The sequence below is a fragment of the Clostridium sp. TF11-13AC genome (assembly GCF_003481065.1).
Lineage (GTDB): Bacteria > Bacillota > Clostridia > Lachnospirales > Lachnospiraceae > Otoolea > Otoolea fessa.
Map to the genome: position 1 here is coordinate 741,357 of NZ_QUKJ01000001.1, position 14,765 is coordinate 756,121.

The window sequence follows — 14,765 nt, forward strand, 5'->3', positions numbered from 1 at the left end:
CTCACCGCCTTAATAGTATTCATCCGGGGCCGTAACGTGGAACCAGACATTCGTTCCATTCTGCCGCCAGTCAACGCGAAGATATTCAAATTCCTTCGTGACCGTCTTGTCGATGTCGGCTTCGGTTCTGTCGTCGTCCAGGTACTTTTTGAACTTCCTTGTCCGGCCGTTGGCTTTTAAGATGATCCATTCGCGGCCGATCTGCCAGCGAATGTTTTTCTGAATTTCTTCGTCCCATTCCGGGAAAGAACAATACTGATATTCGCGGACGAAATGAACCGTTTTCGGGTACATAGTGATCTTTGTGTTCATTCCGACACTGTTCATGTACTTTACGCAATGGGCGGCGAACAGGTCTTTCTGATCGGGTGTAAGATCTTCATATCCAGGCGTTTTTGTGATGTCGAAGCCGTGAATAAAAAGAATGTCTTCGGCGGCGCGTAAACAGTAATCAGAACGGCCGCACGTTTCGTATAGTCTGCATACACCTTTGTATGATGTGTTGATCGTTGGTTTATACATGGTTCCACCTTTCCGGCCCTTACGGGCCAATTAACGCGCTATCGCGCGGAATACAGATTTCAGTTACCGGATAACAGGTTCCCCTAAACAAGCGGAGAAGAAGCCGATGTCCGCCCAGACGCTCGAACGTGGGTTGTACAAGTTCAACGCGGAAGGGCCAGCGTTCGAAGTGTTGGGGTAACCGCCAGAGACGTAACACACCGCTTCGTCCAGGTCTGCGTCAGCCGCGAACCAGGCGTCGTCTTTGTCCATGCCTTCGGTGATGATCCCTAAATCCTTTAAGATCTCCGGGATCTTGTCCGCTGGAAGATCTACAACCACGTCGCGACGTCTCACCGCGTCCCAGCCTTCCACTTCGCCGGACGTTGTAATCATCAAGCCGTCTTCGCCTGGGCCAATCTTTACCGGATCTGGGAACGGAAGATCGTCAATGTGAACTTCCTTGAATTCCTGGCTTCTTTCGGAAAGGTCGGCTTCCGGGTGTGCCGCGTCATTGTCTGGCATATACTGTAAGACGCCATTCTTTAAGCGCATACCGGCGATCATTTTCCAAACCAGGCCGACCACATCAGCGACGCCCGTTTCTTTGTTCCCGTTATGGAACCAGGAAGCCGGGCCGGATCCGGTCAGTGTCCGCCAGGTGTTCGGGACTTTGATTCCGACTTCGGTTTCGTCATTGTGATAGTGGCCTTTCCAGGTGTTTCCGTGGACATCCGGGTTCGTGTGCTTTCTTAACCAGTTCCATTCGATGGCGGTCATTAAGTGCCAGCCGGCGCCCTTCTTTCTACAAGCCGCGATCGCGTCGTCCATGTTGATAGATACCTTCGGATCCATCAGCGGCAACGAATACGCGCGGCCGTTCTGGACGCAATTCACGAAGCGGCTAAGATATATGGCGTCATACTCAACACCACGCACGAAGAACATTCTGTCGGCTTCTTCCGGCGTCTTCGCCGTGTTCTCAACCTTTAACATGATGGATGGAATCCCCATGTCGTCATACTTCAAAACAACGCTTTCCTTTGTGTTACTCATTCGCTTATTTCCTCGCTTTCTTTTTTGTCGAACATTCCCAGGCGCGCGCCCAACTCGACGCAACCCAGAACAATTTGTGTCAGGTCTTTTCCAGATACGCCGACCATTTCGAAACTTAATGTCGCTTCGCCGTTTGGTTCGTCTTTGATCTTGCAAAAGAAACCCTTTTCGACGGTTTCGCTTGTGCCGTCTGTGTAGTTGAAAACAAAATTCTTGATTTCCTTTTCCTGTGCCATGTGCTTATTCTCCTTCCTTCGGAAGAATCAGTTCGGACACATGGAACAGATAGCCAAGCGAACCGATCTTTCCATAAACGACTTCGTTGTCGATCGGGACGTTAAAGCCCTGGGAACCGGTACGGATCGCGTACATCATCGCGGCCGGGTTGCCGTTGCTATCCATCCAGGAAAGGCCGCCGGTCACATTCTGCCAGTAGTCTTCGATTGTAAAGTCGGCGCCGCCGAACTTTGGGATCTCGTTTCTGACCTTCACGGTCTGTCCGGCGAACCGGAATTTTTCTCTTGTCATTTGCTTATTTCCTTTCTATCTTCACCGCATAGCCGCGGCGTTTTAACTCAATCACAAGTTCCTTTGTCTTTTCAGCTTTCAGTTTTTCCAGGTGGGCCATATACTTTTTATAACCTTCTGATCGTGTCGGATCCTTCATTCGGTGAAGATTGTCTTCCGGCGTAAGGTCGAACAGTTCCCAGCAAGAAATAACGTGTGTGTTCTTTTTGTTCAAAATGACAATCCAGTTCATGTTGAGATCGTAATATACCCGGCCGCGATATATCCGGCCGTCACGCCAGTAACGGAAGTATTTAATGTCGCCGTTGCGAATTTCCTTTCTATCGCGATCTAGGCCGTACTGACCTTCGTGGCCTTGCCCGTCCAACGCGTGAAGATCGAAATTCATGTCGGTTTGTGGATAGTGACACGATTCAACGTATCGTGCTTTTATCCATTCTTCCGCGGTCTTTGTCTTTATGCTGGATCCGTCTTCGACTTCCACAAGGCTTTTTATTTTCTTAACAATCAGGTTCATGTATTTTTCATATTGAAGCCCGATCAGGTACGGCATTTTTTGCCGCTTGTCAAAATCGTAAAAACCACCGTGTGGGTTTTCGTGAACAATGTCCTGGTAAAAAACAATTTCGAAGCCGGCCGGGAACCGCTGGGCCTTGAATTTCAAATCCCTTCTGATCCCTTCGATGTAATTTCTTCGAATTATCTTTGAAACGCTTTCGTCGTGATGTACGTCGAAGCCTTCGTCTTTCAGCATATTAAGAATTTTCCAAAAGTACGCGTCGTGGACGAATTTCTGGTTCCGTCGCCATACGCCAGAAGGTCGTTCGGTTTCGTTATTGAACCGGAACATTGTGTCATAGATTCTAAAGTTATCCATATTCAATTTTCCCTTTCGCTTATTTCCAACATCTGCCGCCGATTGCAGTCGGCTTCCTGGCTATATGTCGAAGTGCTGGCGGTCTTTATCTGACCGCCATTGCAGTTTTGGCTAAGTCATTCGCATAAGCGGCGCCGGCTTCCATACCGTTCATATACGCCAGCATGACGATTTCGAACAGTGGGCGTTTACCACCAGGAACGCCTTTGATTACTTCACATAAACGTCTAGCGTCTGTGATCTGTTCGGAAGTTAAGGACTCTTTTTTGGTCTTACCCATGAAATCACTTCCTTTCTGTGTGTGCTGTGTTTTTTGTATCTATGAACATGATACTTCATAAATACAAGTTTGTCAACCTTTATTTTTTGTATATATGAAGTTTTTTGTATTTATGATATTTTAAGATTGACTTTACAAAATTTTGGATATATAATCAGGTCAGAAAGCGAGGTGAAAAAGTTGAATATTGGTGACAGAATAAAAAAAATAAGAAAAGAATTAGATCTGACACAACAAAGATTCGGCGAAAGAATCGGTGTTAAAGGGAACACCATCGCGCAATATGAATTAGGAAGAAGCAATCCTGTTGATTCCGTCATTTCTCTAATGATAAGAGAATTCAACGTAAGCGAAGACTGGCTTCGATACGGCAAGGGTGAAATGTTTAAACCGGCTCCGTCCGACGTGTTGGATCAGTTGGCAAGCGAATATAATTTGTCGAACGCTTCTTATATAGCGATCGAAAAGTTCGTAAATCTGAAACCAGAAAAAAGAAATGAATTGATTGAATTTTTCCTTGATATTTCGAAGGCCATCCTGGAAAGTGATGTCGATCCAAGCGCGGCGGCACTCCCGGAAAACTTCGCCGCTGGATTTTCAGAAGATTCTTTGATCCAGGCGTTTGTGAACGCTCCAAAAACGCCCGAAGAACTGGAAAAGGAATTCCCGGCCAGAGAGCCAGATCGGAATAAGGAAACGGGCTAGGCGCTAAAAGCGCCCGGCCTTCTGCTTATAAAGCTATACTACCAGATCAACAAATATATTTTCGTTCTTCCAGTGAAATTTGAATTATAATACACCGTCTTAAATGCCGGATAGCAGATCGCATATATACGCCGGTCGTTGTAATCTATGTATTTAATTGTCATAAGCACCACCCCTTTTCCAGAAAGGCCGGGCTTGTTTATTATAATTTTTGTGAGTTATATAAGATACTGGTAATAAATAGCAGAAAGGGAATTATGATTTTGAAAGTAATAGTCGGCGGTGTGGTTGTCTTCCTTGCCGTGTGGGCCTGGAAGATCCGCATATACTTGAAACGCCAAAAGAGAAAGGAACGCGACGAAGCGCCGTTTCACCGGTGGGCCGATGAAGTCCACCAGCGACCGGGCCAGAAAGAAAAACTTCGCCAGGCAAAAGAAGAAGATATTTCCGTTCACTTTGAAAGTGAAAAGAAATGTTTCGCCAGGATGAAGGCGCCGGACGACCAGGAAGAAGTCTGGTGCGGTCTGGGAATGTGTCAGTGTGGCACGTTCAAGGCCGATCATTTACCTTGTAAGCACATTTACAAGCTGGCCTTAATTAAAGGGCTGATTCAGTAGTTTTATAATAAAATAAAAACAGCCGGTCAACGACTGCAATCACTGACCGGCTTTAATACCAGGCAACCGAAAAAGGTCTTCTGATATTGGAAATAAGCACCCTATATTATAGCAAAGAAGGCCAGAAAATGCAATCGGCTTTCTTTTTTATACCCTTTTTCGGTTCCTGGAGAAAGGGGCTTTTCATGGCTTATGTCAGAAATAAGAAAAAGATCCTGAAATTCTGGTCGAAAAAGAAAGCGGCTCTGTATGTCCGCGTCTCGACCAGGTATCAGGTTGATAAAGACAGTCTTCCTTTTCAGCGTAAAAAATTAAAGGAATACTGTAAATTTTTAGGAATTGAAGATTTTGTGATTTTCGAAGACGACGGATATTCGGCGAAGAATACCGATCGGCCGCATTTTCAAGAAATGATGTCGCGTGTCAGGGACGGGGAATTCTCCCACCTGATCGTCTGGAAGGTAGATCGCGTGTCCAGAAATCTTCTGGACTTCGCGGCGATGTATCAGGAATTAAAAGACCATAAGGTCACTTTTATTTCGATGAACGAACAATTCGACACTTCGACCGCCATCGGCGAAGCTATGTTGAAAATTATTCTGATTTTCGCCGAACTTGAACGGAACATGACTTCCGAACGTGTAACCGGAATCATGCTGGATCGCGCGGAACAGGGCTTGTGGAATGGCGCGCGTATGCCGGTTGGCTATCGCTGGAACCCGGAAATCAAATTCCCGGAACCAGATCCAGAAGAAACAAAGATCGTTCAGTTTATTTTCGACGAATACGAACGGGTTCGTTCCACGACAAAAATCGCCCGGTATCTGAACCACAATCAGATCGCGTCGAAGCGTGGCGGCCAGTGGACTTCGAAGCTGATCCGTGATATTATCCGAAGCCCATTCTATATCGGGACATATAGGTATAATTTGCGTGAGTCAGGCCGCGGCCCATTGAAGCCGGAAAGCGAATGGATCGTCCGGGAAAATAACCACCCGGCCATTATCACAAAGGAACAGTTCGACCGTTGCAACGCGATAATGGATGAAAACGGAACCAGCCGCGACACATCCGAACTTCGGGCCAGGAAGTACGTTCACACCTTTTCCGGCCGGCTGGTGTGCGGCAAGTGCGGCGCGAATATGATCGCGTCGAAGGATAGAGCCAGGGCGAACGGCTGGCGGCCGTCAATGTACCGTTGCGCCCAGCGATCGCGAATGATGGATTGTGACAACTCGAAGACCGTAAATGAAAGCTATATCGGCCCGTTTATCTTTAACTATGCGGCGAACCTGGCGCGGATCCAGAAGAATTTTAAGAACATTAAAACCCTGGAACAGTTGGAAAAGGAACTATTGAAAGGGCCAGAATTCGAAAATATGAAGGTCAGCAAAGAAAGCCTTCGCCGGACGTTCGACGCCCTGGCCTTCCAGGAAGTCGGAAAAGGTGCGTATCTGCCGGACATTAACCTTTCAGACGGCGACGACGATTACACGGCGGCCGAACAACTTTCCATTCTGAAACGCGAACTTGACAAGTGTAAGACCGCGATTGACCGGTTGACGGATCTTTATCTTTACGATCCCGATTCCATGACGAAAGAAGAATTCGCAAAGAAGAAAAGGGATCTTGTGAATAAGATCGCCGGATATGAAAAACAGATCGAGGTCAGCCAGGCCACGGGCGACAAGGACGATCTGGCCGACCTGGAATTCATCAGGAAGGCGTCGGCGTTCCTGGTCGCTCAAAGGATCGTTTCGAAGAAACACGTTGATTATATCCAGATGGCCCTTGACCTGGACAACGAAATCCTGAAGGATTTTGTCGATCAGGTAATCGACCGGATCGAAATTCTGGAAGGCCGTGTCCGGTCAATCCGGTTCGTGAACGGTCTTGTCCATGAATTCACATATTCAACCCCGGCGGATCTTCCGGTCTGCCAGAAGTGCGGCGGCCGTATCGGTTCGACGTGCGGATGTCGGACAAGAACCTTCGATTTCGCCGGCAAGCCGTACCGCCGGATCAAGGTCGGGGATCCAGGCGACAAGTTCCACGGCGTCACCGGTGCTGTGTGTCCTGAATGTTCCGCCCAGGCCGGCCGCTGGCACCATTGGAAATGTGGAATTGAACGGTGTCCGATCTGCGGTGAACAGTTGATCGCTTGCGAACACGGGCCAAACGGGAAAGATTGATAGGAAGGGGCTTTCGCCCCTTCTTTTTTAACAGTTACCGTTTACAACCGGTCTGACAATCTGGTATTCGATGAAGGTCTTCGCCATGATTTCGGCTAACTCTTTATCAATACCCTGTTTGATTAAGTCTTCCTTGTATGCTTTCTTTGCTCTTTTCTCTGCTACTGTCATTTTTTATTTCCGCCTTTCCTTAACTTCTGATTACATTATACACTTTATAGTGTAATATGTCAAGTATTTATTATACATTTTCTTTACTTTTTACACTATAAAGTGAAAAGCCGCCATTTCTGGCGGCTTCGGTTCATTCAATCTTTCCCCGTTCATATTTTGATTTCAGAAATTCCGTGATCTGGTGGGCGCTATACCCGGAAGACAGGCGTTCCTTGCAATAGTCCATTATATCACGGGCGGCCTTTTCGTATTTGTCCCGGATCTGTCCGTCCGAAAGGCTATCGTCCTGGATGTATCGCGTCATATATAGAGACGTGACGCCGTCAGGGTAGCGTTGAAATTGTGTTGACGGGTTATAATATGACTTGATTTCGCATTTCTTGACGCTGATTTTCATTGTACCGCTTTCTTTCGTCCGGTAATCGACCGTTATTTTCCGGCCGACAATGATTTCCGCGTCGTCCATCGGTTCGTATTCTTCGACTATACAGTCATTAAGTTCGGCGTATTTATACGCTTTTTCTTTATCCAGGAACACGCCTTCGATGTGATAATCGGAATATTCGCCATCGGTTACAACATAAATCATTTTATTGACGCCCCCCTAATATTCCTTTATAACCGCAAGCGTCCCCTGGGTTCTGTCTTCCATGCGTACATAGACCGCGAAATCTATTTTCAGATTCATTTTCGGGATCTCTGCCCGTTGAACCGCTGTTCCTGGAATAGTCCTTTTCAAATTCACTTCGGAAGGCCTAACTTTGTACGCCTTCGCGATCTGTTCCTTTTCCCATCTTGCGAAGTTGTCAAACGTCGCTTGAACAAAGCTAACCGGAGTTGTGGCGGTCGCGGTTATGGCTTCCAGTGTTTCGCAACGTGAAAAATCAGCGCCCGATCTTATGGCGTCAATCAATTTTTCCATTCGTTCTTTGCGTACTGCATAATCGCCCGATTCTGATTCGATAATCTTAACCAGACGATCGGAACCAGTCAATACTTCCAGTGTGTCCGCGGTCGATCGGTATTCGTCCATAGCTTTCAAGGCTCGACGAAAATTTTCTTTCCGTGGTTCTGATATTGCGTCCCAGTCCGAAAAGAATTTTGAAACATCGAGATGTAAAACATAGCCGTTTTCTTTGCTCATTTCAATTTTCTCCTTTCCTGGAAAGCCTTGCATTTTCAAATAGATTGCAACGTCTTGTTTTCTTAAACAGTCGGACACCCGAACGTCGAGATAAAGCAGGTCAGCGGACGCCCCAGTTTGTCCGAAATCTCCTGTACCTTCTGGCGGCAGAGTGCCATATAATACTGCTGGCGATCCGGTTCCTGCTGCGGTATACCGCCCACCGGAATCTGACATTTGTCAGACACAAACACGCCTGCTGCGGATTCGGACGAATCGTTTGTATGTAAATCCATAAATTGTATTGCTCCTTACTATTCTTTCATTATCCTAATAATCCTAATATTTCATACATTAGATAATATTACTATATGGCGCTCATTTTCGCAAGTCCCATTCCTGCCAGAATCCTTTCCAGTTTCTTACAAAATATTCCGGTTCATGTATCTGGAAGCAAAAACAGAGTTTACCACACGGCTGCTCTGTTCCTGTATGCCTTTTCGGCTTTGAAAAAGAATGTGCCTTGGCAAATTCTCGCGCCGAGCGTGGTCGCTTGCGATATGTTTCTGCTTCGCGCGAGTGCGCCAGACATTACAAAACTTTAATTGTCTGCTCCGGTGTCACAATATATGCCATTTTTTTATCGTGCTTTTCGGTTTCAAATGCCGGAAACAACTGGAATCCATAGCAGATCCCCACCGCCATATGGTCCGGTTCTGCCGCAAAAAAGCGGTCATAATACCCCGCCCCATAACCGATGCGGTTTCCATCCTTGGAAAACCCTACGCCAGGCGTGATCACCAGCGCTTTCGGCGCATCTGCCTCCTGACATCCGTCCGCCGGTTCCGGGATGCCATATGCCCCTGTCACAAGCTGACACCGATCTGTGACATAGAAAAAACGCATCTCACGCCCAAACACCCGCGGCAGCGCCACCCGGCAGCCGCGTTTTAACAGCTCGTCAATCAAATATTCCGTACTTGCCTCACCGCGCACACTCGTATAGGCATACACTGCCGTCCCGGCTGATGGAAAGAAGGGGTGGAGACGTTCTAACAATGCCTCATCCCATCGTTGTTTTTCTTCTGGCAGCAGAGTCCCGCGTTTTTGAAGGACATATGCGCGAACCTCCTGTTTTGATATCTGCGATCCAGATGAATGAATAACCATCTCTTCTACCCTTCAATTAATTCTTCGTATCCGTAACGCCGCCGTATTTCTTACCCAGATCCGTAATAGAACCGTCTTTCTCTTTAATCAGTATCGAATTTAACTGTCCTCGCATATTTCCACGGATTGACTCAATGTACTCCTTCCGAAGCGCTGCCTGCTCTTTTTTCTCTTCTTCGGTCAATCCAACTGCCTGGCTCTTATGATATAACGTATTAATACGGTCAATTCTTTCCTGTTTCATCTATCATTTCTCCTCTTATAATGCTTGTTTCTTCGCAGCTACAGGCAGACATCCTTACTATAAAGCCTAAAGCCGCTGAACCATTCTCTCTCACAATTTAATTTTTGGGATAGCATACTTCGCGATAATTGCCTCTGCCGTCTTCATCCCATCCATCGCCGCCGAGGTAATGCCGCCCGCATATCCAGCGCCTTCGCCGCATGGGTAGATGCCCGCGATCGTGCTGCTCTCCATCGTCGCGTGGTCACGCGGAATCCGCAGCGGCGAGGAGGTCCGGCTCTCTACTCCGGCAAAAACCGCATCCTCGCGGTCAAAGCCATGAATCACATGTCCAAAATGTTCCATTCCCTCTAACATCGCTGCCGAAAGCGCTTCCGGCAGCACTTCCCGCAGATTTCCAAATGCAAACTGCCCTTCAAACTGTGGTGTCACTGCTCCAAATCCCGTTGAAATCCGGTTTTCCCGGAAATCTCCATAAAGCTGTACCGGGATTTTTCCGCCGCCGCAGCGGTATGCCGCTTCCTCCAGCTGACGCTGGAACGTCACGCCGCCAAGTGTGCCCGGCTGTGGAAAATCCTCCGGTGTAACGGTCACAATCAGAGCGCTGTTTGCGTTTGCACCGGCACGATCATGGTTGCTCATGCCGTTGATTGCCAGCCGTCCCGGCTCTGAGGATGCATCCACAACAAAGCCGCCCGGACACATACAGAAAGAATACACGCCCCTGCCTCCGGAGGTCTGTGCCGTCAGCTTATAGCTGGCAGCCCCCAGATTCCCGGCTTCTTCCCGTCCGTACTGGCTTAAGTTGATCTGCGTCTGTGGGTGCTGGATCCGCAGTCCCACCGCAAATGCCTTTGCCTGCATGTCGAGCGGTTTCTCTGCCAGCATCGCAAACGTATCGCGGGCGCTATGCCCGATCGCCAACACCAGTGCCGATGCCGGAATCTCCTCCACCGTCCGTCCTGCCTCCGACGTGCCTTTACGGGCACTGACGCGGATGGAACACAAATGACCATTCTGTGTCTCAAAGTCCTCCAGACGGCAGCCAAACCGTACCTCACCGCCCAGACTCTCTATCTCACTTCGAATATTCTTTACCACCGTCCGCAGAACATCCGTTCCAACGTGCGGCTTGTTCACATAGGTAATCGCCGGATCCGCGCCCGCCTGCGCCAAGATTTTCAGCACTTCCTTATTCCGCCCAGACGGATCCTTGACCAGCGTATTCAGCTTTCCATCTGAAAACGTACCGGCACCGCCCTCGCCGAACTGCACATTGCACTCCGGATCCAGCGTTCCATCTGTCCAATAGCGTGCAACCGCCTTTGCACGGCTGTCCGCATCCAGCCCCCGTTCCAGAATAAGCGGGCGATATCCGGCACGCGCCAACATCAGACCACAAAACATACCTGCCGGACCAAAGCCCACGATTACCGGTCGTTCCCGAAGCGGCTCTATTCCCGGATCGGGCAGGCGGTACGCCTCTTCCTTTCGGATCTGCACATTTACACTGCGCGCACGTTTGACAATCGCCGCCTCTTTCCCTGCCACCGCAACATCTAATGCATATAAATAGTACAGATCTGGCTTTTTGCGCGCATCCAGAGACTGGCGCACCAGCTCCACCGACTGTATCTGATCTGCCGATACTCCCATCATTTTGGCAGTTTTCTTGCGAAGATCCGCCTCACTGTGGCTGATCGGCAGTTTTACCTGATTTACTCGTATCATTTATCTGACTCCCTTCCAGCACATTTTCCAGCTGCTGCACCGCTGCTCCACGCCCACTGGAGATTATAACCGCCGCAGATGCCATCGACATCCAGAATCTCCCCGGCAAAATATAACCCTTTTACCTTCTTCGATTCCATCGTCTGTGCGTCAACCTCGCGCACATCGACGCCGCCGCAGCAGATCTGTGCCTGTTCAAAGGAATTTGTACCGTTCACGCTGACCTCAAACCGGCAGAGCAGATCCCCCAGCGTCTGAATCTGTGCCTCTGTCAGGCTGCCAACCGTCCGATCTGGCCGGATTCCTGCCTGTTTTAAAAACAGAGCTGCCAGTTTTTTATGTATCCAGCCGGAAAAAAAGTCCTCCACCTGCCGTTCTTTCAGGCGCTCACTCCGCTCTTTTAATATCCGACGTGTCTCCGTTTCCGGGCATTCCGGATAAAAATTGAGTACCGCCCGTACATCCCGTCCCTCATCGAGCGAGCGCGCCGCAAAGCGGCTGACCTGGAAAACCGGAATCCCCGAAATACCATAATCCGTAAGCTGCACCTCGCCCTTGTCCTCCGCCAGCTTTCTGCCATCGCTGTAGAGTATCACAGAGGCATCCGCGCGTACTCCGGCGAGCTGTTTAAAGAACTTTTCCGGGCAACGAAGCTGAACCAGTGCCGGAAGCGGCTTGATGATATGGTGTCCCAGCCGTTTCGCCAGCTTATATCCGCTTCCATCCGAACCTGTACCCGGTGCCGCCTTGCTGCCGCACGCCAGAATCAGCGCCTCGCCTGAAAAGCTCCCCTGGGACGTTTTCACTTCAAACCGACGTTTTGCATCTTCGCGCAGCGTGATCGAGAAAACATCACATTCCGTCACCACCTGAACCGACTCCCGCGCAAGTCCCAGACGGAGTGCATCTAAAACAGCGCTTGCCTGCCCGGAATATGGATACAGATATCCGTCCCGTTCCCGCGTCAAAACGCCGAGATCCTCAAAATATTCCAGTGTCATCGGAAGCGTAAACGTCCCAAGCGCCTTCCATGGAAAATCCGGCTGACCACTGCGGTAGCAGAACGGCTCCTGCAAACGGTTTGAAAGGTTACAGCGTCCATTGCCGGTAGACAGGATCTTCTTGCCGACCCGGTCTTTATGTTCCAGCAGAACCACCTGTGCGCCCTCCCTGGCAGCAAAAATGGCAGCCGTCATTCCGGCTGCTCCCGCTCCCACTATGATTACTTTATTCTGACTCATCCCTATTTCCCTTCCTGACCGTTTGCTTCGTACCGTTCATACGCGGACTTTCTTCTTTGTTTTTTGACTGTATTATAATCACATCTAACTGCTGAAAGACTCCAGATAGTGAAACACATCCGTCATTGTGTCGAACCAGACTCCTTCCAGCAGTTTTTCCTGTTCTTCCACGGAAAATTCTGAGAGCGGCATATGGGTCTGGAAACAGACTTCGCCGCTTGTTCCGTCAAAGATAAGCAGCATCCCATCCTCCGCCGTCAGACAATAGCCGGATTGTTTCTCCGCCACTTCCGGTTCCGGGTTCAGAACCGCATTATTCTCCGGCATCCGCTCTGACTCATACACGCGCCCCGGTACCGGTTCCGCCCGCCGTGGACGGTACCACCAGAGCCCTGCCGCCAGAAGCAGAAGCATTGCAAAACAAAAAAGCGCCGCAAACAGTATTCCCTGATATTTTCTCATAATAAGGATACCTCCTGTTGTGTATCCTTATTATTCACTTTTTTCTAAATTTTAATCATAGCTAAATTTCTAACCCTACATCAGATGCAGCTTCCGGCAGATGCGTGTGAGTTTCCGTCCCATCGGCATCGAATACATCTCATCTTCCTCGATACAGTGCAGCTTGATAAGAAGCACGCCATATACCGCGACCGCCACAAGCACCGCCAGCAGCGTTCCCAGCACATTGCTGTGGATCACCAGCGTAACCCCACGGTACACGCCATATGCCGCCGCGCCCATAAATGCTGCGCTGATCGCCGGCAGCAGGAAGGTCTTGACCATCTCTTGGCGGTAACCGAGTGTGTTGTGGATCGCGATCGCATTTAAAATGCACATAAAGAGCGCAAATAAAATACTTGCAAATACCATACTGTAGATACCCATATTGAAGATCATCAGCATAATATACAGCGCAATCACGTGTAATGCTAACGAAATCAGGGCGTTTTGCACCGGAACATTCATCCGGTTAAGTCCCTGTAAGATTGCATTGGTAACCGTCGAAAGAGACAGGAAGATAACGGCTGAAGCGCCAATCATCATCATACGGATCGCTTCCGCATTGTTGCCGCCCCGGAATAACAGGTTATTGACCGGCGCTGAAAGTACCGTCAGCCCCACCGCCGACGGAATCGCAATCAGCATAGCAAACCGGATCGCAAGGGCTGTCTTCTCAATCGCCGCCTTTCGGTCCTTACGCGCTATTGCACCGGACAGCGAAGGAATCAGCGACGAGGACAGTGAGTTCGCCATCGCAAGCGGGACGTGTACCAGCAGCATATATTTATTGTTGTAGATACCCCAGAGGGCTAAAAACTCTTTGCCGCGTCCCAGCGACTCCATGCCGTGCGCCATGATACCGTTGTCAATAACCGAGTTAATATTGTAAACACCCGAGCTTACGATAACCGGAATAACGGTAAAGAAGAAGATTCTCGAAATCTGACGGTAGGAATCCACACTACCACTCCGATCCTTGGCAATCCGCCGTTTTGCCGTCGGACGGTAGAGTAAAAACAATACCAGCACAAATAACAGGGCTGCAAACGCGCCGCTTCCTGTGCCGATCGTACCGCCTGCCGCGCCAAATGCCTGTGCATATCCATCTTTTCCATATACTTTCGCTGTATCCAGTCCCACCTTGAAAAGGACGCTGGCGGCCACCACACTGATAATCGCGTTGACCACCTGCTCCAGGATCTGGGAGATCGCCGTCGGAATCATCGTTCCATGTCCCTGGAAATAACCGCGCAGCACGCCCAGATACGCCATGATCCAGATCGTTGGCGCAAGTGTGCGGAGTGCATACACGCAGAACGGCGTGTTAAACAAGGTCGTTGCAAAAAAGCCTGCAAAATTCCAGGTAATAAAGCATGCCAGACCACCTACGACCGTCGCATAGACAAGCGCCGCCCGCAGAACACGGCTCATATTGCGGTACTGCCCTTTCGCAAGGCGGGCCGCTACCATCTTCGACACCGCCAGAGGCAGACTGTACGATGAAAGGATCAGCATGATATTATATACGTTGAATGCCGTCGAATAATATCCCATGCCCTCATCGCCGATGATATTCGTCATCGGAACGCGGTACAGAATACCGATCAGACGCACAATGATACCGGCAACTGCCAGGATCGTACCCTGAATGACAAAATTTTCTTTCCTCACCGGAACCGCTTCCGGCTTCCGGCTGCTTCCTGACCGGTTACGGCTTCTGCCCGCACTTTCCCGGCTGCCTCCGGCTGCTTCTTCTCTACGTCCTGCCGTGCGCTGCCGGCTGATTATCTCTCTTTCTGTCTCTTCCCGCATTCCGGGTTTT

At 49.4% G+C, this 14,765-nt stretch carries 19 protein-coding genes; 3 read left to right on the forward strand and 16 right to left on the reverse strand.

Features of this window, described 5'->3' with window-relative positions; genetic code table 11:
* Positions 1–9 precede the first annotated feature (9 nt).
* The 6 genes from DXD12_RS03350 to DXD12_RS03375 form a co-directional block, all read right to left on the reverse strand.
* Positions 10–522, reverse strand: a complete 513-nt coding sequence (locus tag DXD12_RS03350; protein WP_118637363.1) for a hypothetical protein — start codon at positions 520–522, stop codon at positions 10–12.
* 63 nt (positions 523–585) lie between these two features.
* Positions 586–1,557 carry a hypothetical protein gene (locus DXD12_RS03355; RefSeq protein ID WP_118637365.1) on the reverse strand — a complete coding sequence of 324 codons (972 nt, stop codon included), beginning with the start codon at positions 1,555–1,557 and terminating at the stop codon, positions 586–588.
* Positions 1,554–1,793: a hypothetical protein gene (locus DXD12_RS03360; RefSeq protein WP_118637367.1), complete on the reverse strand. Its 240-nt coding sequence runs from the start codon at positions 1,791–1,793 to the stop codon at positions 1,554–1,556. Before DXD12_RS03360 ends, DXD12_RS03355 begins: the two co-directional genes overlap by 4 nt.
* A 4-nt stretch (positions 1,794–1,797) precedes the next feature.
* Positions 1,798–2,085: a hypothetical protein gene (locus DXD12_RS03365; protein ID WP_117469496.1), complete on the reverse strand. Its 288-nt coding sequence runs from the start codon at positions 2,083–2,085 to the stop codon at positions 1,798–1,800.
* A 4-nt stretch (positions 2,086–2,089) separates the two neighbouring features.
* The gene (locus DXD12_RS03370; RefSeq protein ID WP_147354005.1) at positions 2,090–2,839 is read right to left on the reverse strand and encodes a hypothetical protein; all 750 of its coding nucleotides are present in this window, start codon (positions 2,837–2,839) and stop codon (positions 2,090–2,092) included.
* A 208-nt stretch (positions 2,840–3,047) separates the two neighbouring features.
* Positions 3,048–3,242 (reverse strand): hypothetical protein, encoded by a 195-nt coding sequence (locus tag DXD12_RS03375; RefSeq protein WP_118563254.1) that lies wholly within the window; start codon positions 3,240–3,242, stop codon positions 3,048–3,050.
* A 180-nt stretch (positions 3,243–3,422) separates the two neighbouring features.
* Between DXD12_RS03375 and DXD12_RS03380 the strand changes: the two genes are divergently transcribed.
* The 3 genes from DXD12_RS03380 to DXD12_RS03390 all read left to right on the forward strand — a co-directional run bounded on the left by DXD12_RS03380 (position 3,423) and on the right by DXD12_RS03390 (position 6,756).
* Entirely contained in the window at positions 3,423–3,947 is a 525-nt protein-coding gene (locus DXD12_RS03380) for a helix-turn-helix transcriptional regulator (protein WP_243105336.1), read from the forward strand.
* Positions 3,948–4,204: 257 nt separating this feature from the next.
* Positions 4,205–4,564 carry an SWIM zinc finger family protein gene (locus DXD12_RS03385; protein ID WP_117469493.1) on the forward strand — a complete coding sequence of 120 codons (360 nt, stop codon included), beginning with the start codon at positions 4,205–4,207 and terminating at the stop codon, positions 4,562–4,564.
* A 185-nt stretch (positions 4,565–4,749) separates the two neighbouring features.
* Positions 4,750–6,756 (forward strand): recombinase family protein, encoded by a 2,007-nt coding sequence (locus DXD12_RS03390; protein WP_182457013.1) that lies wholly within the window; start codon positions 4,750–4,752, stop codon positions 6,754–6,756.
* 27 nt (positions 6,757–6,783) lie between these two features.
* Here the strand turns inward: DXD12_RS03390 and DXD12_RS15205 are convergent, their stop codons facing one another.
* The 10 genes from DXD12_RS15205 to DXD12_RS03435 form a co-directional block, all read right to left on the reverse strand.
* Complete coding sequence (locus tag DXD12_RS15205) at positions 6,784–6,927, reverse strand: hypothetical protein (protein ID WP_182457014.1); 144 nt, start codon at positions 6,925–6,927, stop codon at positions 6,784–6,786.
* Between the two features lie 133 nt (positions 6,928–7,060).
* A complete protein-coding gene (locus DXD12_RS03395; protein ID WP_117469491.1) occupies positions 7,061–7,519 on the reverse strand; it encodes a hypothetical protein in 459 nt (152 codons plus the stop codon).
* A 15-nt stretch (positions 7,520–7,534) separates the two neighbouring features.
* On the reverse strand, positions 7,535–8,074 hold the full coding sequence (locus DXD12_RS03400; protein ID WP_118637373.1) for a hypothetical protein: 540 nt from the start codon (positions 8,072–8,074) through the stop codon (positions 7,535–7,537).
* A gap of 62 nt (positions 8,075–8,136) precedes the next feature.
* On the reverse strand, positions 8,137–8,349 hold the full coding sequence (locus DXD12_RS03405; RefSeq protein ID WP_118637375.1) for a hypothetical protein: 213 nt from the start codon (positions 8,347–8,349) through the stop codon (positions 8,137–8,139).
* 295 nt (positions 8,350–8,644) lie between these two features.
* Positions 8,645–9,223: a 5-formyltetrahydrofolate cyclo-ligase gene (locus DXD12_RS03410; RefSeq protein ID WP_118637377.1), complete on the reverse strand. Its 579-nt coding sequence runs from the start codon at positions 9,221–9,223 to the stop codon at positions 8,645–8,647.
* 16 nt (positions 9,224–9,239) lie between these two features.
* Positions 9,240–9,467: a DUF896 domain-containing protein gene (locus tag DXD12_RS03415; RefSeq protein ID WP_022359502.1), complete on the reverse strand. Its 228-nt coding sequence runs from the start codon at positions 9,465–9,467 to the stop codon at positions 9,240–9,242.
* Between the two features lie 90 nt (positions 9,468–9,557).
* Positions 9,558–11,198 (reverse strand): FAD-dependent protein, encoded by a 1,641-nt coding sequence (locus tag DXD12_RS03420; protein ID WP_118637379.1) that lies wholly within the window; start codon positions 11,196–11,198, stop codon positions 9,558–9,560.
* Positions 11,195–12,439 (reverse strand): NAD(P)/FAD-dependent oxidoreductase, encoded by a 1,245-nt coding sequence (locus DXD12_RS03425; RefSeq protein WP_118637381.1) that lies wholly within the window; start codon positions 12,437–12,439, stop codon positions 11,195–11,197. The genes DXD12_RS03420 and DXD12_RS03425 overlap by 4 nt, the downstream gene beginning before the upstream one ends.
* Before the next feature lie 84 nt (positions 12,440–12,523).
* Positions 12,524–12,901, reverse strand: coding sequence for a hypothetical protein (locus DXD12_RS03430; protein WP_106999838.1), 378 nt, complete (start codon positions 12,899–12,901; stop codon positions 12,524–12,526).
* A gap of 75 nt (positions 12,902–12,976) precedes the next feature.
* Positions 12,977–14,755 carry a polysaccharide biosynthesis protein gene (locus tag DXD12_RS03435; RefSeq protein ID WP_118637383.1) on the reverse strand — a complete coding sequence of 593 codons (1,779 nt, stop codon included), beginning with the start codon at positions 14,753–14,755 and terminating at the stop codon, positions 12,977–12,979.
* Positions 14,756–14,765 lie beyond the last annotated feature (10 nt).